Annotated in this window: 17 protein-coding genes; 3 read left to right on the top strand and 14 right to left on the bottom strand. The window is 73.7% G+C overall.

The annotated features are described in order from the left end of the window. Window positions 1-165: 165 nt before the first annotated feature. Together ABVB68_RS01150 and ABVB68_RS01145 are read right to left on the bottom strand one after the other, a co-directional pair. On the bottom strand, window positions 166-1071 hold the full coding sequence (locus ABVB68_RS01150; protein WP_353598902.1) for an alpha/beta fold hydrolase: 906 nt from the start codon (window positions 1069-1071) through the stop codon (window positions 166-168). A gap of 287 nt (window positions 1072-1358) precedes the next feature. Continuing rightward, the gene (locus ABVB68_RS01145) at window positions 1359-2051 is read right to left on the bottom strand and encodes an iron-dependent transcriptional repressor DtxR (protein ID WP_353598901.1); all 693 of its coding nucleotides are present in this window, start codon (window positions 2049-2051) and stop codon (window positions 1359-1361) included. A 373-nt stretch (window positions 2052-2424) separates the two neighbouring features. Between ABVB68_RS01145 and ABVB68_RS01140 the strand changes: the two genes are divergently transcribed. Then, window positions 2425-3180: an SIS domain-containing protein gene (locus tag ABVB68_RS01140; protein WP_353598899.1), complete on the top strand. Its 756-nt coding sequence runs from the start codon at window positions 2425-2427 to the stop codon at window positions 3178-3180. A 173-nt stretch (window positions 3181-3353) separates the two neighbouring features. Here ABVB68_RS01140 and ABVB68_RS01135 read toward each other — a convergent pair whose 3' ends face one another. The 3 genes from ABVB68_RS01135 to pdxH form a co-directional block, all read right to left on the bottom strand. Beyond that, complete coding sequence (locus ABVB68_RS01135; RefSeq protein WP_353599140.1) at window positions 3354-4754, bottom strand: PAS domain-containing protein; 1401 nt, start codon at window positions 4752-4754, stop codon at window positions 3354-3356. Between the two features lie 111 nt (window positions 4755-4865). Continuing rightward, a complete protein-coding gene (locus ABVB68_RS01130) occupies window positions 4866-5324 on the bottom strand; it encodes a GNAT family N-acetyltransferase (RefSeq protein WP_353598898.1) in 459 nt (152 codons plus the stop codon). Window positions 5325-5641: 317 nt separating this feature from the next. Further along, entirely contained in the window at window positions 5642-6328 is a 687-nt protein-coding gene (gene pdxH, locus ABVB68_RS01125) for a pyridoxamine 5'-phosphate oxidase (RefSeq protein ID WP_353598897.1), read from the bottom strand. Window positions 6329-6504: 176 nt separating this feature from the next. On the opposite strand from pdxH, the gene ABVB68_RS01120 reads away from it, so the two are divergent. Continuing rightward, the gene (locus tag ABVB68_RS01120) at window positions 6505-7605 is read left to right on the top strand and encodes a citrate synthase 2 (RefSeq protein WP_353598896.1); all 1101 of its coding nucleotides are present in this window, start codon (window positions 6505-6507) and stop codon (window positions 7603-7605) included. A gap of 248 nt (window positions 7606-7853) precedes the next feature. On the opposite strand, the gene ABVB68_RS01115 is transcribed toward ABVB68_RS01120, so the two are convergent. From ABVB68_RS01115 to ABVB68_RS01075, 9 genes are all read right to left on the bottom strand, one after another. After that, window positions 7854-8879: an isopenicillin N synthase family dioxygenase gene (locus ABVB68_RS01115; RefSeq protein WP_353598895.1), complete on the bottom strand. Its 1026-nt coding sequence runs from the start codon at window positions 8877-8879 to the stop codon at window positions 7854-7856. Window positions 8880-9121: 242 nt separating this feature from the next. After that, window positions 9122-9652 (bottom strand): TetR/AcrR family transcriptional regulator, encoded by a 531-nt coding sequence (locus tag ABVB68_RS01110; protein ID WP_353599139.1) that lies wholly within the window; start codon window positions 9650-9652, stop codon window positions 9122-9124. 478 nt (window positions 9653-10130) lie between these two features. Beyond that, window positions 10131-10868, bottom strand: coding sequence for an enoyl-CoA hydratase family protein (locus ABVB68_RS01105; RefSeq protein ID WP_353598894.1), 738 nt, complete (start codon window positions 10866-10868; stop codon window positions 10131-10133). Further along, the gene (locus ABVB68_RS01100; protein ID WP_353598893.1) at window positions 10865-12430 is read right to left on the bottom strand and encodes a 4-coumarate--CoA ligase family protein; all 1566 of its coding nucleotides are present in this window, start codon (window positions 12428-12430) and stop codon (window positions 10865-10867) included. Before ABVB68_RS01100 ends, ABVB68_RS01105 begins: the two co-directional genes overlap by 4 nt. Before the next feature lie 149 nt (window positions 12431-12579). Continuing rightward, window positions 12580-13740 carry an acyl-CoA dehydrogenase family protein gene (locus ABVB68_RS01095; protein WP_353598892.1) on the bottom strand — a complete coding sequence of 387 codons (1161 nt, stop codon included), beginning with the start codon at window positions 13738-13740 and terminating at the stop codon, window positions 12580-12582. Between the two features lie 52 nt (window positions 13741-13792). Beyond that, window positions 13793-15640 carry an acetyl/propionyl/methylcrotonyl-CoA carboxylase subunit alpha gene (locus tag ABVB68_RS01090; protein WP_353598891.1) on the bottom strand — a complete coding sequence of 616 codons (1848 nt, stop codon included), beginning with the start codon at window positions 15638-15640 and terminating at the stop codon, window positions 13793-13795. 8 nt (window positions 15641-15648) lie between these two features. After that, window positions 15649-17247: an acyl-CoA carboxylase subunit beta gene (locus ABVB68_RS01085; RefSeq protein WP_353598890.1), complete on the bottom strand. Its 1599-nt coding sequence runs from the start codon at window positions 17245-17247 to the stop codon at window positions 15649-15651. Continuing rightward, complete coding sequence (locus ABVB68_RS01080; protein WP_353598889.1) at window positions 17244-18920, bottom strand: acyclic terpene utilization AtuA family protein; 1677 nt, start codon at window positions 18918-18920, stop codon at window positions 17244-17246. Before ABVB68_RS01080 ends, ABVB68_RS01085 begins: the two co-directional genes overlap by 4 nt. Next, complete coding sequence (locus tag ABVB68_RS01075; RefSeq protein WP_353598888.1) at window positions 18917-19711, bottom strand: TIGR03084 family metal-binding protein; 795 nt, start codon at window positions 19709-19711, stop codon at window positions 18917-18919. The genes ABVB68_RS01080 and ABVB68_RS01075 overlap by 4 nt, the downstream gene beginning before the upstream one ends. A 240-nt stretch (window positions 19712-19951) precedes the next feature. Here ABVB68_RS01075 and ABVB68_RS01070 point away from each other — a divergent pair, with 240 nt between their 5' ends. Next, a complete protein-coding gene (locus ABVB68_RS01070) occupies window positions 19952-20701 on the top strand; it encodes a class I SAM-dependent DNA methyltransferase (protein WP_353598887.1) in 750 nt (249 codons plus the stop codon). Window positions 20702-20725 lie beyond the last annotated feature (24 nt).

The following is a 20725-nucleotide window of genomic DNA, read 5'->3' as shown; positions in this document are numbered from 1 at the left end:
TTCCGCACGCACCCGGGCGGGCCGGGGGTCACCGCTTCCGCACGCACCCGGGCGGGCCGGGGGTCACCGCTTCCGCACGCACCCGGGCGGGCCGGGGGTCACCGCTTCCGCACGCACCCGGGCGGGCCGGTCCGGCGCGGCCGGCGCCGTCAGCGGCCGGCGCCGTCAGCCGGTCAGGACCCGGTCGACGAAGGGGTCGATCGCCGTCCGCCAGGCGTCCGGACGGTCGTAGTGCACGAGGTGGCCGACGTCGGCGACCTCGGCGTACTCCCCGTGGGGCAGCACGCGGACCATCTCCTGGGCCTCGGCGCGGCCCAGCTCGCCGTCCAGGCCGCGGACGACCAGCGCGGGGCAGCGGACCTGGGCCAGCTCCTCCCAGTGGGCGTCGTGCACCCACGTCTCCCGGGAGGCGAGCATCAGCTCCGGGTCGAACACGGGGCGCCAGCCGTCCGCGCACTCGTGCATGACCTCGGCGTAGAACGCGCCACGGGCCGGGTTGGGGCGCTCCACCCAGGGGTCGTCCTCGCCGAACCACTTGCGGACGTCGGCGAGTGTCGCGAAGGGGAGGGGCCAGGACCGGAACCAGTCGGCCCACTCGCGCTGCGAGGCCGCGCCGAGCGCGGAGGCCCGCATGTCGCAGATGACCAGGCCCCGCACCAGGTCGGGCCGCTTGGCCGCCAGCTGCCAGGCGGTCAGCGCGCCCATGGCGTGGCCGATGAGGAGGGCGGGCGCGAGGCCGAGCTGTTCGAGGGCGGCCTCGGCGTCCTCGACGTAGGCCTCACGGGTGTAGGCGGCCTGCGGGGGCTTCTCGCTCTGCCCGTGGCCACGCTGGTCGAGGGCGACGGCGCGGTGGCGCTCGGCGAGCCGGCGGGCCGTCGCGGCCCAGTGGGAGGCGCGGCCCATGAGGCCGTGGAGTAACAGCACACCGGGGCCGCCGGGCGCCGGTCCCGGGGGGAACGCTTCCGCGAACGCGGGATCCGCGCCGTCCGGGTCCCGTTTGGGAGGGTCGGCGAATTCCCAGGCGGCCAGCCGCACGCCGCCCGCTCCCGTCACGTCGATACGCCGTGCCATGGGCCTGGTACCCCCCAGCTCCGCCTGCCTCGCACCGGTGTTCTGCCGTCGTACTGCCGCCGCAGACTATCGAATGGCCATTCGATAATTCCGTGCCTGCGGACAACACCCCTCATTCGAGTGACACCTCCCAAGGAATGATCGCCGCCGCCGAGGGGATCTTTCTGGCGGGAGGCGGACCGCTCGGGGAAAAACGGTCCGAGGGGATGACCTTGAGAGCTCGGGGCTCCAGGTCGACTGGGGAGGACAGGCCCCGGCGCCCACAGGGTGCCGGGGCCCTCTCCTGCTCAGCGCTTGGCGACGAACACGTGGGAGGCGATGTCCGCCGCCAGCTCGGCCGCCTCGCCGCCACTGCCCACCAGCACCCCACCGGCGGACTCGGTCACGCTCACCACCGAACCGGGCTGCACACCCGCCCGCCGCAGCGTGTACATCAGCTGCGCGTCGGTCTGGATCGGCTCGCCGATACGGCGGACGACGACCGTCTTGCCGTCCGTGCCCGGGTCCAGGTCGGCCAGCGAGACCATGCCCTCGTCCAGGAACGGATCGGCCCCGTCCTTCTCGCCCAGCTCCTCAAGGCCCGGGATCGGGTTGCCGTACGGCGACTCGGTCGGGTGGCGCAGCAGCTCCAGCACCCGGCGCTCGACGGCCTCGCTCATCACGTGCTCCCAGCGACAGGCCTCCGCGTGCACCTGCTCCCACTCCAGGCCGATCACGTCGACCAGGAGACACTCGGCGAGGCGGTGCTTGCGCATCACGCGCGTCGCCAGCCGGCGCCCCTCGTCCGTGAGCTCCAGGTGGCGGTCGCTGGCCACGGACACCAGCCCGTCGCGCTCCATACGCGCCACCGTCTGGCTCACCGTCGGCCCACTCTGGTCGAGCCGCTCCGCGATGCGGGCGCGCATGGGGACGACGCCTTCCTCTTCGAGCTCGAGGATGGTGCGGAGATACATCTCCGTGGTGTCGATCAGTCCGGACATACGTGCCCCTCGATTACATCTGCCGGCAGCCCGGCCGCGTGCGCTGGCCCTGACACCAATTCTGCCGGATCCCACTGACAAGCGGGCGGTACCGCGGAAACGGGGGCCGACGGCGCGGTGCCGGGGCGGCCGTGCGAGCGGGCGCGAGCCGGTGCGAGCCGCGGGCGCGCACGGGCGGACCCGCGGGCGCGAGCCATGCCGGCCGCGGGCGGACACGGGCGGACCCGCGGACGCGGGCCGGTGCCGGCCGCGGGCGGACCACACGACCCCCCGCGCCCGGCCGGGTCCGGGCCGCGCCTGACGGCCGTATTGACACCGCACTGGTCCAGACCGCACGGTGATCCGCGACACAGACGTTGCGAAGGGGCACCGCATGAGCGACGGCACGCCTGCCGAGCTGTTCTTCGACGCCGCCATCGGCCTGCTGCAGCGGGCCCGCGAGGAGGAGGCCGGGGCGATCACCGCGGCGGGCGGCCTGCTCGCCGACACCGTCGCCGCCGGGGGCCGGCTGTTCGCCTTCGGAGCCGGGCACTCGTCCCTGGCCGCGCAGGACGTCGTCTACCGTGCCGGCGGCCTCGCCCTGATGAACCTGCTCGCCGTACCGGGCGTCGTCGGCGTCGACGTCACCCCGGCCACCCTCGGCTCCGCCCTGGAACGGGTCGACGGGCTCGCGAGCGCCGTCCTCGACACCTCCCCCGTGCGGTCCGGCGACGCCCTCGTGATCATCTCCCTCTCCGGCCGCAACGCCCTGCCCGTGGAGATGGCCATGAACGCCCGCGCGCTCGGGGTGCGGGTCATCGGCGTCACCTCGGTCGCGTACGCCTCGCAGACCCGGTCCCGGCACACCTCCGGCACCTTCCTGAAGGACCACTGCGACATCGTCCTCGACTCGAAGATCGCTGTCGGGGACGCGGAACTGACCCTCGACACCATTCCGGCGCCCTTCGCCCCCGCGTCCACCGTCGTCACGACGGCCCTCATGCAGGCCGTCATGGCCACCGCCGCCGCCGCCCTGGCCGACCGCGGCGTCGAGCCCCCGCTCCTGCGCTCCGGCAACGTCGACGGCGGCCACGAGTGGAACGGCCGGGTGATGCGGGACTACGGCGACCGGATCTTCTACCGCCACTGACCGGCCCGCGCCCCGCGGGTCACCTCCCGAACGCGGCACAGCGGGACGGCCGCGGCCCCGCCAGCCACGCAGTCACCACAGCCCCGCCGGTCGCCGCGGCCCCACCAGTCACGCAGTCACCACAGCCCCGCCAGTCACCACAGTCACCGCGGCCGCCCGCTCCCGCGCCGCCGCTAGACCTCCGGCTCCTCGCGCCCCACCGCCGCCAGGTCGAGGGCCGTCGCGATCCGGCCGGCCACGTCCTCCGCGTAGGCCATGTCGTGCCGCTCGAAGCGACTGCGGCCCGCCGCGCGCAGGAAGGTCACCACACCCAGCGTCCGCGCCCTGCTGCGCAGCACCACGCACAGGGCGTGCGCCGCGTCCTCGGGCCACTGCCGCTCCAGCGCCCACTCCCGCGCGCGCTCCGGCGGGCCGGATCCGGCATCCGCCCGCACGGTCCCGGCCCGCTCCACGCAGCGCAGGGCCGGATGCCCCTCCCCGTACCGCACGGGCAGCCCGGCCGCGCCGGTCAGCCGGCTCGGGCCCGGCGCCCCGGCCGGCGTGGCGGCCAGCCGCACCAGCCGCACCGGACCCTGCGCCCCCTCGGCCGGCCGCGGGGCGGCCGCCAACCGGTCGATGAGCGCGTGGTCGGCGAAACCGGCGAGGGCGAAGTCCAGATGGACCGTGGCCGCCTCCGCCGGGTCCTCGCACTCGGCCGCGGCCCGGGACGCGCGGTGCAGCTGATTCGTGCGGAAGCGCAGCAGCGACGCCTCCTGCTCGCCCTGCCTGGCCTCGGTGACGTCCTGGAAGAGCCAGGCGACCCCGAGCGGCACCGGTTCCTCCGCGAGCGGCGAGGCCAGCCGCAGGAACCCGCTGCGCCAGCAGCGCCGCTTCTCACCCTCCGGGGTGCGCACCGTCACCCACATCTCGGCGGGAGCCGGCGGCGCGCCCTCGGCCAGCACATGCGTGAGCGCGGCCTCCAGTTCCTCCACACCCTGCGCGAGCAGCTCACCGAGCGGCCGCCCCAGCACGGACGTACGCCTGATGCCCAGCGCGCGGGCGGCGTGCGCGTTCACCACGGCGGGCCGCAGATCCGCGTCGACGAGCACCACCCCCCACGACGCGTTCTGCAGCAGCGCCTCGCTCAGCGCGATCGAGCGCTCCAGATCGATCTGCGCGTGCACCTCGCTGAACGCGCAGTACACGCCCGCCGGCTTCCCGTCGGGGCCGCGCACGGCGGCCGACTGGGTCCGTACGAGCACCCGCCCGCCGTCCTTCGTGACGAGAGCGAACTCGTGCACCTGCCGGCCCGGCGCGGTCATCGCGGACATCAGCCGGGCCTGCACCTCCTCGGCGTCGGCGCTGCGCACCGCCCACCCCGCGAACCCGTGCCGCCCCACGGCCTCGGCGGCGGTCCAGCCGAGGATCCGCTCGGCCTCCCGGTTCCAGTGGGTCACGACCCCGTCGGCGTCCAGGGCACACAGAGCCGCGTCCATGCCGTCCAGCAGCGCGGCGAGCAGATCGGACCCCGGGGACTCACCGGGCTCGTCGGGCCCCAGCTCGTCCGTGGTCCCACTCCGCCGGGAAGCACTCACCTGGACCCCCTGGAGGCTGCGTCCGCGCATGTGGACACTCGGTTCACTCACTCGCTTCATTCAACTGGAACGTGATGCAGCCCACATCATGTTCCAGCAAGATTGCCGGAATCAATGCCCGGTGCCGTCCGGCGGGAGCCGCAGGTCCACCCACTCGTCCCGCTCCCCGTCCAGCACGTACCGGTCGATCTCCGTGAACCCCCGCCGCACGGCGAACCGCAGCCCGTCCTCGTTCACGGCGAGCACACATGTCTCGATCACCCCGGCACCCAGCACGCGCGCGTGGGCCAGCGCGTGCTTGTAGACGGCCGTCCCGAACCCGCGCCGCCGGAACCCGGGCAGCACGCGCGCGATGACGGTGGCCACGCCCCCGGCGCCCGCAGGCGGCCGCACGGTGGAACACCCGACCAGCACGTCCCCGGCATAGGCGTTCTCCAGCCGGTACCGCCCCAGCCGCTCCCGGGCGTCCGCCGGGGACATCGCCGCCACCGGCACGACCACGTTGTGCACGTGCCGCCACTGCTCGAGCATGAGGTCGTCGTCGACGGTGGCGAGCCTGAGTTCGGTCATGGGCGGGACCGTACCGAAAAACAGTTGAGCCTCTCCTCCCGGTTTCCTAGGCTGTCGCTCACACGAGAAGGGAGGTGGTTCGGCAGATGTATGAGAACCGGACGCGTGAGGTGGCTGCGGGCTAGCGGCCCGTCACCCCATCCAGTGCGGTGCCGGACCCGTGCGTGACAGACGCGTACAGCCGGCCCAATCCCAGGCAGTCACCCGACCCGCGAGCTCGCCGGTACGTCCGGCCGGCTTCTTCGCCGAGAGGCGCAGGACCCGAGCTCGCGGGTCGTCTGCGTTCCACGGCTCGCGATGTCCGTCACCGGGAGGTGTCACGGACTCAGCCGCTCCACCCTCCATGTGCCGTCCGGCTGGGCGGCGTAGCGCAGGCGGTCGTGGAGGCGGTTCTGGCGGCCCTGCCAGAACTCGACCGTCTCGGGGGCGACGCGGAAGCCGCCCCAGTGCGGCGGGACCGGGACCCGTTCGCCCTCGGGGTAGCGGGCCTCGAGCTCGGCGTAGGCGGCGTCCAGCTCCGCGCGGGAGGCGACCACCGAGGACTGGGCGCTGGCCCAGGCGCCCAGCTGGGAGCCGTGCGGGCGGGTGCGGAAGTAGGCGGCGGTCTCGTCGCGGCCGGTGCGGCGGGCGATGCCGGTGACGATGACCTGGCGGGCGATCGGGTGCCAGGGGAAGAGCAGCGAGACGTACGGGTTCTGCGCCAGGTCGCGGGCCTTGCGGGAGTCGTAGTTGGTGTAGAAGACGAAGCCGTCGCTGTCGAAGTGCTTCATCAGGACCGTGCGCGAGGTGGGGCGGCCCGCGCCGTCCGCCGTGGAGACGACCATCGCGTTGGGTTCGTAGAGCGTGCCGTGTGAGGCCGCCCGCGCGGCGTCCTCGAACCAGCCGGCGAACTGGTCCATCGGGTGTGCGACGAGGTTCTTCTCGTCCAGTCCGGCCGCCCGGTACTGCTTGCGCATGGCAGCGGGATCGAGGAGGGGGTCCAGGAGCGGTTCGCGGTCGGTCACGCGGTCATCTTGCCGTATCGAACGCTTCTGGCACTCGGTGTCGCGAGGTCTCCCCAACGGTGACACCGGGGGTTATCGTGCTGGTCCCCCTGCGGAACGGGTGACCACGGGTGACCACCGGCCGATCGGGGCATCACCGGGGTGACCGCCGCCGACACATCACTAGGAGCCGCCTGATGTCCGATTTCGTACCCGGGCTCGAAGGAGTCGTCGCGTTCGAGACGGAGATCGCCGAACCCGACAAGGAGGGCGGTGCCCTGCGTTACCGGGGCGTCGACATCGAGGACCTGGTCGGGCACGTCTCCTTCGGGAACGTGTGGGGACTGCTGGTCGACGGTGCCTTCAACCCCGGCCTGCCGCCCGCCGAGCCGTTCCCGATCCCGGTGCACTCCGGGGACATCCGGGTGGACGTGCAGTCGGCGCTGGCCATGCTGGCCCCGGTGTGGGGCCTGAAACCGCTGCTCGACATCGACGCGGAGCAGGCCCGTGAGGACCTCGCCCGGGCCGCCGTCATGGCGCTGTCCTACGTCGCCCAGTCGGCGCGCGGGCAGGGGCTGGCGATGGTGCCGCAGCGGGAGATCGACAAGGCGAGCTCGGTCGTGGAGCGGTTCATGATCCGCTGGCGCGGTGAGCCGGACCCCAAGCACGTGGCCGCCGTGGACGCGTACTGGACGTCCGCCGCCGAGCACGGGATGAACGCGTCGACCTTCACGGCGCGGGTCATCGCCTCCACGGGTGCCGACGTCGCCGCGGCCCTGTCGGGTGCGGTCGGTGCGATGTCCGGACCGCTGCACGGGGGTGCGCCCTCCCGGGTGCTCGGGATGATCGAGGAGATCGAGCGCACGGGCGACGCGGAGGCCTACGTCAGGCAGGCCCTGGACCGGGGTGAGCGGCTGATGGGGTTCGGGCACCGGGTGTACCGGGCCGAGGACCCGCGGGCGCGTGTGCTGCGGCGTACGGCGCGGGAACTCGGGGCGCCGCGGTTCGAGATCGCGGAGGCGCTGGAGAAGGCGGCGCTGGAGGAGCTGCACAATCGCCGGCCGGACCGCGTGCTGGCGACCAACGTGGAGTTCTGGGCGGCGATCATGCTGGACTTCGCCGAGGTCCCGGCGCACATGTTCACGTCGATGTTCACGTGTGCGCGGACCGCCGGGTGGTCGGCGCACATCCTCGAACAGAAGCGGACGGGACGGCTGGTGCGGCCTTCCGCCCGGTACGTCGGCCCCGGCCCGCGTGGGCCGCAGGACGTCTCGGGATACGCGGACATCGCCCACTGAGCCGGGTTCCGTCTCGGCCCGGTGCCGTCTCGGCCGGTAGCGGCGTGTGAGGGTCCCGGGCCCGGGCGGTGGTCGGTGCCCAGGCGGGGGGCCGGCGCTCAGGCGGGTCTCGCGTCGGTGATCCGCTCCCAAGCGGGTCCCGCGGCAGGGGCCGGCGCCCAAGCGGGTCCCGCGGCAGGGATCCGCGCTCAGGCGGGTCTCGCGTCGGTGATCCGCGCCCAGGCGGGTCCCGCCTCGGTGATCCGCGCTCAGGCGGGCGTGACCGCGTGGTGCCGCCGGGCCGCCAGCGGGTGGGCCCTGAGCTTGCCCTTGAGCTCGTTGTAGCCGTATTCGGCGAACAGGGGGTTGGCCGGATCGCTCGTGACGCCCGGGGCCGTGGCCGCGTGCGGGAACGGCAGGGGTTCGATCCTCGCGTCCAGGCGGGGGTTGTAGAAGAACGGCACGGAGTAGCGCTCGGTCGCTCCGGGCGGGCTGACGACGCGGTGGTTGGTGGCGAGGAGGTAGCCGTTGGTGGCCACCTCCAGCAGTTCACCGAGGTTGACCACGAAGGCGCCCGGGATGGGCGGTACGTCGTGGAAGCGGCCGTCCTCGCGCTGGACCTGGAGGCCGCCGACCGTGTCCTGCAGGAGCAGGGTCAGGAAGCCGTAGTCCTTGTGCGCGCCGACACCCTGGTCCGTGCCGTCGCCCGCGCTGCCGGGGTAGCGGACGAGCTTGAGCTGCGGGTGGGCGTGGGCGCCGAACACCGGGTCGTAGAAGCCGGCCGGGGCGCCGATGGCGGTCAGCAGTTCGCGCAGCAGGCGCTCGGCGACCGCGCTGAGCCTGTCGATCCAGGCCAGGGCGGCCGTGCGCAGCTCGGGCAGGGCGGCGGGCCACTGGTTGGGGCCCTGCAGCCACCAGTACGCGGGCTCGCCGGGGCCCGGGACACGGGCGGGGCGTTCGGCGCCGATGTCGAGCTGGTCGCGCCAGTCGCGGGAACCGCCGGTGCGCTCGTCGCCGGTGCGGGTGTAGCCGCGGAAGTGCGGGGAGCCCACGTTGTCCAGGGCGAGCCGGTCGGCCTCGGGGAGGGCGAAGAAGGCGCGCATGGCGGTGAGCAGCGCGTCGGTCTCGTCCTGCGTCACGCCGTGTCCGACGAGCTGGAAGAAGCCGACGTCGTGGGCGGCGCTGTGCAGTCGGGCGTGGAGCAGGGCCCGGTCCCGGGGTCCGCGGTCGGCGGCCGACAGGTCGATGACGGGCAGCTGGTCGTACGACGGGGTCGTCGCGGTGTGCGAGGTCATGGGTGCGTCCGCAGGGTGTACGGGGCACGGGTGGCCGCCGAGGGGTAGGACGGCCCCCGGTGCCGGAAGAGGAGAAAAAGGAGACACGTGAGAAAAGGGGGCTGGGTCAGGCGGAGAAGCGCCGACAGCCCATGCTCGTGACGCGCACGTAGTCCACGTGGCGGCGTCGGACGAGCATCGGAAGCATGGGCCAACTGTACTGTGCACCACGCCATACGGATGTGGCCCGGGTCACCCTCCGGTCAGCCGAGCGCCTCCTCCAGCAACGCGCCCCACTGGGCGACGACCCGGGCCCGGCGGGCGGTGTCGTCGGTGAGCAGGTTGGCGAGGCCGAGCCCGCGGGCCATGTCGAGGAGGCCCTGGACGGTCTCGCGCGCTCCGGGGAGGGCCTCGTCGGCGCCGAGCAGGTCGACGGCGATGCGGTGGGTCTCGCGGCCGACGCGGGCCTCCAGCTCGGTCACCCGGTCCCGCAGCTGCTCCTCGTTGGAGGCGGCCACCCACAGGTGCAGGGCGGCGCGGAAGAGGGGGCCGGTGTAGAGGTCGACGAGGGCGGCGACGACGGCACGGCGGTCGGCGGGGCCGTCCGGGAACAGGGCTCGCAGCGCGGTGGAGCGTTCCTCGGCGACGTACTCGACGGCGGCGGTGAACAGGTCCTCGCGGGTGGGGAAGTGGTGCTGGGCGGCGCCCCGGGAGACGCCGGCGCGTTCGGCGACGACGGAGACCGTGGAGCCCGCCCAGCCGTGCTCGGCGAGACAGGCCACGGCGGCCTCCAGAAGCCGCTGCCGGGTGGCCCGGCTGCGGTCCTGCTTGGGACTGCGGCCGGGCTTGGCGTCCGGCTCGGGGGCGCGGGCGGGCTCGGCGTCCGCCCGGGGACCGCGGCCGGGCTCGAGCGCGCGCCCGCGCTTGGCGGCCGACTCGGAAGCCCCGTTCGCCCCGGCGGCCGACTCGGGAACGCCACTCGCCCCGGCGGCCGACTCGGAAGCGCCGCTCGTCCCGGCGGCCGACTCGGAAGCGCCGCTCGTCCCGGCGGCCGACTCGGAAGCGCCGCTCGTCCCGGCGGCCGACTCGGAAGCCCCGTTCGCCCCGGCGGCCGACTCGGAAGCCCCGTTCGCCCCGGCGGCCGACTCGGGAACGCCGCTCGTCCCGGCGGCCGACTCGGGAACGCCGCTCGTCCCGGCGGCCGACTCGGAAGCGCCGCTCGTCCCGGCGGCCGGTTCGGGCGGGTGGTTGCGTTCCGTCGTGTTCACGCCGTCACACCACCCATGCCGCGTCCCGTCTTTCCAGGAAGGCCGTCATCCCCTCCCGGGCCTGGCCGGAGGAGAACAGCCGGGCCGACAGAGCGGTCAGGTCCGCCGCGTCCCGGTCGAATGTCTCCAGCACCCTAGCCGTGAGCAGCCGTTTCGTCTCCGCCAGGGCCTGGGGGCCGGAGCGGCGCAGGCCGTCCAGGACGGGTGCGAGGACCTCGTCCACGTCCTCGGCCGCGGTCGTGAGCAGGCCCAGGCCCACGGCCTCGGCGGGGCCGAAGCGTTCGCCGGTGAGGTAGTAGCGGGCCAGGGCGCGCGGATCGGTGCGCGGGATGACGGGCAGTGAGATCACCGCGGGGGCCACCCCGATCCGTACCTCGGTGAAGGCGAAGGTGGCCGCCGCGGACGATGCCGCGAGGTCGCAGGCGGCGACGAGGCCGAGGCCGCCCGCGCGGACGTGTCCGGTGATCCGGGCGACCACGGGTTTGGGCAGTTCGACGATGGCCCGGAGCAGCCCGACGAAGGCGTCCGGGGCGGGCGGGTCGCGCAGGTCGGCACCCGCGCAGAAGGTGCCGCCGGTGTGGGTGAGGACGACGGCGCGGACGTCCGGGTCCGTCCCGCAGTCGGCGAGGGCCGCGGCCAGTTCGCCGACGAGGGCGGCCGACAGGGCGTTGCGGGTGCCGGTGGAGTCCAGGCTGAGGGTCTCCACGGCACGCGTGCGCGTGCGGGTGATCAATGCGGTCACGGGTGCTCCCTGAACTGCCGTCGCAGGATCTTCCCGGAGGCGGCGCGGGGCACGTCCTCGACGAAGGTGACCTTGCGGACGCGTTTGTAGGGGGCGACGCGTTCGGCGACGTACAGCATGATCTCGTTCTCGGTGGGGCCGTCGGGGGGCCGGCGGACGACGAAGGCGTGCGGTATCTCGTTGCCGTCCTCGTCGCGGGCGCCGACCACCGCCGCGTCGGCTATGCCGGGGTGGGTGAGCAGCAGGGCCTCCAGTTCGGCGGGGGCCACCTGGAAGCCCTTGTACTTGATGAGTTCCTTCACGCGGTCGACGACGAAGAGCCAGCCGTCGGCGTCGACGCGGCCGACGTCCCCGGTGTGCAGCCAGCCCTCGGCGTCGATCATGTCGGCGGTGGCGTCGGGGCGGCCGAGGTAGCCCTTCATCACCTGGGGGCCGCGGATGAGGATCTCGCCCGGCTGGTCGGTGCCGAGGTCCTCGCCGGGGTCGTCCAGGGACACGATCCGCATCTCGGTGCCGGCGATGAGCTTGCCGACCGTGCCGGCCGGGGCCTGCCGCATGCGGTCGAGCGGGACCACGTGGGTGCCGGGCGACAGCTCGGTCATGCCGTACGCCTGTCCGACCGGCGGCAGCCCGAGCCGCTCGCCGCAGGCGGCGGCCAGCCGGGCGTCCAGGGGGGCGGCGGCGCTGATGACGTACTTCAGGCAGGAGAGGTCGTGGCGGTCGACGGCGGGATGACGGGCGAGGGCGAGGACGATCGGCGGGGCGACGTACAGGCCGGTGATGCGGTGGGTCTCGATCGCGGTGAGGAAGGTGTCCAGGTCGAAGCGGGGCAGGACGACCACCGTCGCGCCGTGGCGCAGCGGGGCGTTCATGAGGGCGGTGAGGCCGTATATGTGGAAGAACGGCAGGACGGCGAGGATGCGGTCGCCGGGTCCGGCCGCGACGGCGGGCTCCAGCTGGGCGAGGTTGGTGGCGATCTGCCGGTGGGTGAGCATCACGCCCTTGGGCGTGCCGGTGGTGCCGGAGGAGTACGGCAGGGCGGCGATGTCCTCCACCGGGTCGAGGACGATGTGCGGCTCGGGGGCGGTGGTGGCGAGCAGGCCGGTCAACGAGCGGTGCCCGGGTGCGTGGTCGCACACGAATATCTCCCGTATCCCGCCCGCCAGTTCGGCGGCCCGCCGGGCGGTGGCCAGGAGCGGGGAGACGGTGACGATCCAGCGGGCCGCGCTGTCGGCGAGCTGCTTGGCGAACTCCTCGGCGGTGGCGAGCGGGTGCACCGTGGTGACGGCGGCGCCCGCGCGCGTGGCCGCGTAGAAGGCGGTCGGGAAGGCGATGGTGTTGGGGCTGTGCAGGGCGAGGACGTCGCCCTTGCGGACGCCCGCCTCGGCGAACGCGGCGGCGAGGCGCCGGTGGGACCGGTCCACCTGCTCGTACGTGAGGGTGGTGCCGTCCGTGCCGTCGATCAGCGCGGGGTGATCGCCGAACTCGGCGGCCCGGCCGAGGACGGCCTCGTGGATGGGGAGGTCGACGGGCGGAACGTCTGCGTACTCGCTGCGGAACACGGTTCCTCCGGGACGGTTCGCGGGCTCCTGGGCTGTGCGGCAACTCCCGTCCGCCGCGCTTCGCGCGGCGACGCGCGTTGTCGGGCAGACCCCAGGTCCTGTCCGACGATTCGCGTCGTCGCCCGAAGACGCGAATCGTCGGACAGGGCCTAGTAGGACTTGGGCAGGCCCAGGCTCTGGTGGGAGACGTAGTTGAGGATCATCTCCCGGCTCACCGGGGCGATGCGGGCCACGCGTGCGGCCGTGATCAGCGAGGCGAGCCCGTACTCGCGGGTCAGGCCGTTGCCGCCGAGGGTGTGCACGGCCTGGTCCACGGCCCGCACGCAGGCCTCCCCGGCCGCGTACTTGGCCATGTTGGCGGCCTCGCCGGCGCCCATGTCGTCGCCGGCGTCGTAGAGATGGGCCGCCTTCTGCATCATCAGCCGGGCCAGCTCCAGGTCGATGTGGGCCTGCGCGAGGGGGTGGGCGATGGCCTGGTGGGCGCCGATGGGGGCCTTCCAGACGGTGCGGTCGCGGGCGTACTCGATCGCTTTGCCCAGCGCGTAGCGGCCCATCCCGATGGCGAAGGCGGCCGTCATGATCCGCTCGGGGTTGAGCCCGGCGAACAGTTGCAGCAGACCGGCGTCCTCGTCGCCCACCAGCGCCTCGGCGGGCAGCCGTACGTCGTCCAGGACCAGCTCGAACTGTTTCTCGGCGGCGCTGAGTTCCATGTCGATCGGACGCTTCTGGAAGCCCTCGGCGTCCGTCGGGACGATGAACAGGCAGGGCTTGAGGCGTCCGGTGCGGGCGTCCTCGGTGCGGCCGACGATCAGGACGGCGTCGGCCATGTCGACACCGGAGATGAAGACCTTGCGGCCGGTGAGCAGCCAGTCGGTGCCGTCCCTGCGGGCCGTGGTGGTGATGCGGTGGCTGTTGGAGCCGGCGTCGGGCTCGGTGATGCCGAAGGCCATGAGGCGGGTGCCGTCGGCGATCCCGGGGAGCCACTGCCGCTTCTGGGCGTCGGTGCCGAAGCGTGAGATCACCGTGCCGCAGATCGCGGGTGAGACGACGAGCATGAGCAGCGGGGAGCCCGCCGCGCCCAATTCCTCAAGGACTATGGACAGTTCCGCGATGCCGCCGCCTCCGCCGCCGTACGCCTCCGGCAGGCTGACACCGAGGTAGCCGAGTTTGCCCGCGTCGGCCCAGAGTTCGGTGAGGGGCCTGCCTTCCGCGACGGTGCGGGTGAGGTACTCGCGGCCGTAGCGCCTGCCGAGGGCCGCTACCGCGGACCGTAGTGCCTTGTGCTCTTCGGACTCGATGAGGGTGCTCATGCTTCCTCCGCGTGCGGCTCGGGTGTGGTTGCTCGCGCGGTGCTCCGCGTGGTTAGGACTCGCTGCTGTCGACCACGGCCAGGAGCGTGCCCATCTCGACCTGCTGTCCGGGGACCACCGGCAGCGCCGTCAGCGTCCCGTCGGCCGGTGCCGCGATCTGGTGCTGCATCTTCATCGCCTCCAGCCAGATCAGGGGCCGGCCCGCCTGGACGGCCGAGCCCTCCGCCAGGCCCTCGGCGACGCGTACGACCGTGCCGGGCATCGGCGCGAGCAGGGAGCCGGGGGCGAGCTGGGCGGCGGGGTCGGGGAAGCGGGGCAGGGCGGTCAGGCGGGTCGCGTTGACGAAGACCTGGTCGCCGTGGCGTGCGACGTCGAACGTGCGCCGTACGCCGTCCACTTCGAGGACGACCCTGCGGGCGTCGGCGTGCACGACACGCACCCCGTCCGCCGCGAGCCCCTGCCGGGTGTGCCGGTAGCGGACCTCGTGCTCCTCGCCCGCCATCTCGTACCGCTTGATCTGGGGTTGTGCGGGCACGTTGCGCCAGCCGCCGAACCGGGAGCGGCCGTGGGCGTCGGCGAGGGCGGCGGCCAGGGGCGCGTGGGGGTCGTCGGCCGGTGCCGTCAGGTCGGTCAGGTGACGGTCGTAGAAGCCGGTGTCCATGCGGGCGGTGGTGAACTCCGGGTGCTCCAGGGAGCGCACCAGCAGGTCGCGGTTGGTGACCGGGCCGTGGATCCCGGCCGTCCGGAGGGCACCGGCGAGCCGGCGGATCGCCTCCGCGCGGGTGGGGGCGTGGGCGACGACCTTGGCGACCATCGGGTCGTAGTGGACGCCGATGGCGTCGCCGTCGGTGTAGCCGGTGTCCAGGCGGACGCCGGCCGGTACGGCGAGGCGGTGCAGGACGCCGGTCTGCGGGGCCCAGTCGCGGGCGGGGTCCTCGGCGTAGAGGCGGGCCTCGACGGCATGCCCGCGCGCGGGGGGCGGCTGCGCGGGCAGGGCGTGCCCCTCGGCGATCCGTATCTGTTCCGCGACCAGGTCGACGCCGTGGACCGCCTCGGTGACGGGGTGTTCGACCTGGAGGCGGGTGTTCATCTCCAGGAAGTGCGCGCGTCCGCCGGCGACCAGGAACTCGACGGTGCCGGCGCCGACGTAGGAGACGGCGCGTGCGGCGCGCACGGCCAGTTCCTGGAGCTCCTCGGTGAGCGGGGCGGGCAGGTCCGGCGCGGGGGCCTCCTCGACGACCTTCTGATGGCGGCGCTGGAGGGAGCAGTCGCGGGTGCCGAGCGGCCAGACGGTGCCGTGGGTGTCGGCGAGGATCTGCACCTCGACGTGGCGGCCGCGTTCGACGTACGGCTCCACGAAGACCTCGCCGTCGCCGAAGGCGCTCGCGGCCTCGGCGCGTGCGGACTCCAGCGCGGCCGGCAGTTCCGCCAGGCGGCGCACGACCCGCATCCCGCGCCCCCCGCCGCCCGCGGCCGCCTTCACCAGGACCGGCAGGTCGGCGTCGGTGACCTCGCCCAGCGGCTCCAGCCCCATCAGCCGCTTCGCGCGCGTCTTGGACGCCATGGCCTCGATGGCGTGCGGGGGCGGGCCGATCCAGGTGAGGCCGGCGTCGAGGACGGCCCGGGCGAAGCCGGCGTTCTCGGAGAGGAAGCCGTAGCCGGGGTGCACGGCGTCGGCGCCGGCGGCGAGGGCGCCCTTCACGATCAGGTCGCCGCGCAGATACGTGTCCGCCGGTGCCGCGCCCGGCAGTCGTACCGCCGTCTCGGCCACGCGTGCGTGGAGCGCGTTCTCGTCGGCGTCCGAGTGCACGGCGACGGTCCGGATTCCCAACTCACCGCAGGTGCGGAAGATCCGGCAGGCGATCTCGCCCCGATTGGCGACGAGTACGGTCGAAATCACGTGGTCCCTCACATCCGGAAGACGCCGAAGCCGCCGCGCGCGCCTTCGTAGGGCGCGGTGTGCAGCGCGGACAGGCACAGGCCGAGGACGGTGCGGGTGTCGCGCGGGTCGATGACGCCGTCGTCGTACAGCCGCCCGGACAGGAACATCGGCAGCGACTCGGACTCGATCTGCTGCTCGACCATGGCGCGCAGGGCCGCGTCCGCTTCCTCGTCGTAGGGCTGCCCCTTCGCCGCCGCCGACTGCCGGGCCACGATGGACAGCACGCCGGCGAGCTGCTGCGGGCCCATCACCGCGGACTTGGCGCTGGGCCAGGCGAACAGGAAGCGGGGGTCGTAGGCGCGGCCGCACATGCCGTAGTGCCCGGCTCCGTACGAGGCGCCCATCAGCACCGACAGGTGCGGCACCCGGCTGTTGCTCACCGCGTTGATCATCATCGCGCCGTGTTTGATGATCCCGCCCCGCTCGTACTCCTTGCCGACCATGTAGCCGGTGGTGTTGTGCAGGAACAGCAGCGGGATGTCGCGCTGGTTGGCGAGCTGGATGAACTGGGCGGCCTTCTGCGACTCGGCGCTGAACAGGACGCCCTGCGCATTGGCGAGGATCCCGACCGGATAGCCGTGCAGGGCCGCCCAGCCGGTGACCAGGCTCGTGCCGTACAGCGGTTTGAACTCGTCGAAGTCGGAGGCGTCGACGATCCGGGCGATGACCTCGCGCGGGTCGAACGGGGTCTTCAGATCGCCGGGGACGATCCCGAGGAGTTCGTCGGCGTCGTACCGGGGCGGCTCGGCCGGGCCGGGGTCGGGGTGGGCCTTCCGGTGGTTGAGGCGGGCCACGACCCGGCGGGCCTGGCGCAGCGCGTCGTGCTCGTCCACGGCGAAGTAGTCGGCGAGGCCCGACACGCGCGCGTGCATCTCGGCGCCGCCCAGGGACTCGTCGTCGCTCTCCTCGCCGGTGGCCATCTTCACCAGCGGCGGACCGCCGAGGAACACCTTCGCGCGCTCCTTGACCATGATCACGTGGTCGGACATGCCGGGGATGTAGGCGCCGCCGGCGGTGGAGTTGCCGAAGACGACGGCGACCGTCGGGATGCCGGCGGCGGACAGGCGGGTGAGGTCGCGGAAGATGGCCCCGCCCGGGATGAAGATCTCCTTCTGCGAGGGCAGGTCGGCGCCGCCCGACTCCACCAGGCTGACGCAGGGCAGCCGGTTGGTCAGGGCGATGTCGTTGGCGCGCAGCGCCTTCTTCAGGCTCCACGGGTTGCTGGCACCGCCGCGCACGGTCGGGTCGTTCGCCGTGATCAGGCACTCCACGCCCGCCACCACCCCGATGCCGGTGACCAGGGAGGCGCCCACGGTGTACTCGCTGCCCCAGGCGGCCAGCGGGGACAGTTCCAGGAACGGGGTGTCCGGGTCCAGCAGCAGCTCGATGCGCTCGCGGGCCGGCAGCTTGCCGCGTTCGCGGTGCCGCCGGACGTACTTCTCACCCCCGCCCGCGAGTGCCTTGGCGTGTTCGGCGTCCAGGTCGGCGAGCTTGCCGAGCATGGCCTCGCGGGCCTCCCGGTAGTCGGCGCCCGCGGGGTCCAGGGAGGTGGGGAGAACGGTCACAGCAGGGTCTCCGGGATGTCCAGGTGGCGGGAGCGCAGCCATTCGCCGAGGGCCTTGGCCTGCGGGTCGAAGCGGTGCTGGGCGGCGACGCCGGCGCCGAGGATGCCTTCCACGACGAAGTTCAGGGCCCGCAGGCCGGGGAGCACGTGCCGGGTGACGGGCAGGTCCCGGCTCTCGGGGATCAACCGCCGGAACCGTTCGGTGGTCAGCTCGTGGGCGAGCCACCGCCAGGCCTCGTCCGACCGCGCCCACACCCCGACGTTGGCGTTGCCGCCCTTGTCCCCGCTGCGGGCTCCGGCGACCAGCCCGAGGGGCGCCCGGCGGGTGGGCCCGGCCGGAAGGGGCTCGGGCAGAGGCGGCTGCGGTACGGCGTCCAGAGCGCGCGTCTCCTGGGGCGGCGCCACCGGGATCCGCGTTCCGTCGTGGAGGACGGCCACATGGTCCACGGCACCATGGGGCACGTACACATCCTCGAAGACGCCATAGGGGGCGCCCTTCCCGGGGGGTGCCAGCACATGGAAGCCCGGATAGCTGGCCAGTGCCAGCTCCACGGCGGCCCCGCTGAGCGCCCGTCCCACGACCTGCTGGTCGGGATCCCGTACGACGAGCCGCAGCAGGGCGCTCGCGGTCTCCTCGGTGCCGGCGTCGGCGCGGTCGGTGCGGACGAGGTCCCAACGGACCTCGGCGGGCGTCGACCCGGCCAGTGCCGCGGTGAGCTGCTCGCGCACCAGGGCCGCCTTGGCCTCGATGTCGAGCCCGGTGAGGACGAAGACGACCTCGTTGCGGAAGCCGCCGAGCCGGTTGACCCCGACCTTGAGCGTGGGCGGCGGTGCCTCCCCGCGCACGCCCTCGATCCGCACCCGGTCCGGCCCGTCCTGGCTCAGCCGTACGGTGTCCAGCCGGGTGGTGACATCGGGCCCGGCGTACCGGCCGCCGCCCGTCTCGTAGAGCAGCTGGGCGGTGACCGTGCCGACGTCGACGAAGCCGCCGGTGCCGGGGTGCTTGGTGACGACGCAGCTGCCGTCGGCGTGGACCTCGGCGAGCGGGAAGCCGGGGCGGCGTACGTCCCCCTCGTGGAAGAAGGAGTAGTTCCCGCCGGTCGCCTGGGTCCCGCACTCCAGCACGTGTCCGGCGACGACGGCACCGGCGAGGCGGTCGTACTCCTTCGGCCGCCAGCCGAAGTGGGCGGCGGCGGGCCCGGTGACGAGCGCCGCGTCGGTCACGCGCCCGGTGACGACGATGTCCGCGCCGGCCTTCAGGCACTCGGCGATACCGGAACCGCCGAGGTAGGCGTGGGCGGCGAGGGCACCGGGATACCCGGCGGTCAGCTCGTCGCCCTCGACGTGTGCGACGCGCGCGGGGATCCCCAACCGCTCGGCCAACCCCCGTACGGCCGAGGCGAGTCCGGCCGGGTTCAGGCCGCCCGCGTTGGTGACGATCCGCACCCCGCGCTCGTGGGCGGGGCCGAGGCAGTCCTCCAACTGGCGCAGGAAGGTGCGCGCGTAGCCGGCGCCGGGGTCCTTCAGCCGGTCCCGGGCGAGGATCAGCATGGTCAGCTCGGCGAGGTAGTCGCCGGTGAGGACGTCGACCTCGCCGCCGGTGAGCATCTCGCGCAGGGCGTCGGCGCGGTCGCCGTAGAAGCCGGAGAAGTTGCCTATGCGCAGGGCGTTCACCGCTCGGTCGCCTTCGGCGGGCGGCCGGTGCCGGGCGGGCCCGCGAAGGCCTGCGCGATGTCCAGCCAGCGGTCCGCGTCCGGGCCCGTGGCGGTCAGGGCGAGGTCGGCGCGGTGGGCGCGCTGGGTGACCAGCAGGCAGAAGTCGAGGGCGGGGCCGGCGACGCGCTGGGGTGCGTCCTCGGGGCCGTACGCCCACAGCTCCCCGGAGGGTGCGGTCAGTTCCACCCGGAACGCGTCGGCGGGCGGTGTGAGGCCGTGGACGGTGTAGGCGAAGTCGCGCGTACGGACCCCGAGCCGGGCCACATGCCTGAGCCGGTCGGTGGGTGGGCGCATCACACCCAGGGCTTCGGCGACGTCCATGGCGTGGGCCCAGGTCTCCATGAGCCGAGCGGTCGCCATGGAGGCGGCGGCCATGGGTGGCCCGTACCAGGGGAAGCGGGCGCCGGGTGCCGCCGCGCGCAGCGCCCGGTCCAGCTCGGCGCGTCCTGCCCGCCAGGTGGAGAGGAGTTCGGCGGGAGCGAGCCGGGCGCCCTGCTCGGCACCCTCGTCCACGAACGAGTCCGGGGCGGCGAGCGCCTTCTCCACCAGCGCCCGGAAGGCACCGGCATCCGTGACGGCCAGCAGCGCCGAGTGGTCGGTCCAGGCGAGGTGCGCGATCTGGTGCGCGACGCTCCAGCCGGGCGCGGGCGTCGGCAGGGCCCATTGCTCGGGGCTCAACTCGGCCACGAGCAGGTCGAGTTCGTCGCTCTCGGCACGCAGGTCGTCGATGACGGGCGTCGGGTCGGCCATGGGGGGAGCATGGCAGCGGGGCAGAAAACAATCAAGCGTGCTTGCATGAATTTGTGGCCGGCAGTCACCCGGGGCGGGGCCGGTGCGCCGGCGGTTGTCCATGGCGGGGTCAGCTCATGCCGCAGAGCCTGGTCGCGGTGGTGACGCAGGCGGCGATGAAGGCGCCGTCATGGCCCGTTCCCCGGCATCGCGCGCCTAAATGGCGCGCGTCGGGAGCGGGTTGCGCAGTACCGTCGCCCGGTGACCGGTGATGACGGGTACTTCGGGGAAGTGGTCGCGGCGCGGTACGACCAGACGTCCGCTGAGATGTTCGAGGCCGCGGTCGTGGGGCCGGCCGTGGAGTTTCTCGCGGGGCTCGCCGGGGAGGGCGGCCGGGCGCTCGAACTCGGCGTCGGGACCGGGCGGATCGCGCTGCCGCTGGTGCGGCGCGGTGTCGAGGTGCACGGGATCGAGTTGTCCCGCGCGATGGTGGAGCGGCTGCGGGCCAAGCCCGGCGGTGACGCGGTCGGGGTGACGATCGGGGACTTCGCGACCACGAAGGCGGACGGCACCGGTGCCTTTACCGTCGCCTACCTCGTCTACAACACGATCATGAACCTGACCTCGCAGGACGCCCAGGTCGAGTGCTTCCGCACCGTCGCGGGGCAGCTCGCGCCCGGCGGCTGCTTCGTCGTCGAGGTCGGGGTGCCGGATCTGCGCCGGCTGCCGCCCGGGCAGGACGCGGTGCCGTTCCGGGTGGACGGCGGGCGGCTGGGGTTCGATCTCTACGACGTGCCGACCCAGTCGGTCACCTCGCACCATGTCGAGGTCGTGGACGGCCGCGGTACGCACCTGGAGATTCCGTTCCGGTACGTGTGGCCGGCCGAGCTGGATCTCATGGCCCGGCTCGCGGGGCTGCGGCTGCGTGAGCGGTGGGACGGCTGGACCCGGGAACCCTTCACCGCCGCGAGCCGGCAGCACGTGTCGGTGTGGGAGAAGCCGGCGGACTGACTCACGCGGGGGCGGCGGCCGGTA

Source organism: Streptomyces sp. NPDC096012, assembly GCF_040426375.1.
Lineage (GTDB): Bacteria > Actinomycetota > Actinomycetes > Streptomycetales > Streptomycetaceae > Streptomyces.
The sequence above is the reverse complement of the archived record's forward strand: the minus strand, read 5'-3'. Positions and strand labels throughout refer to the sequence as shown.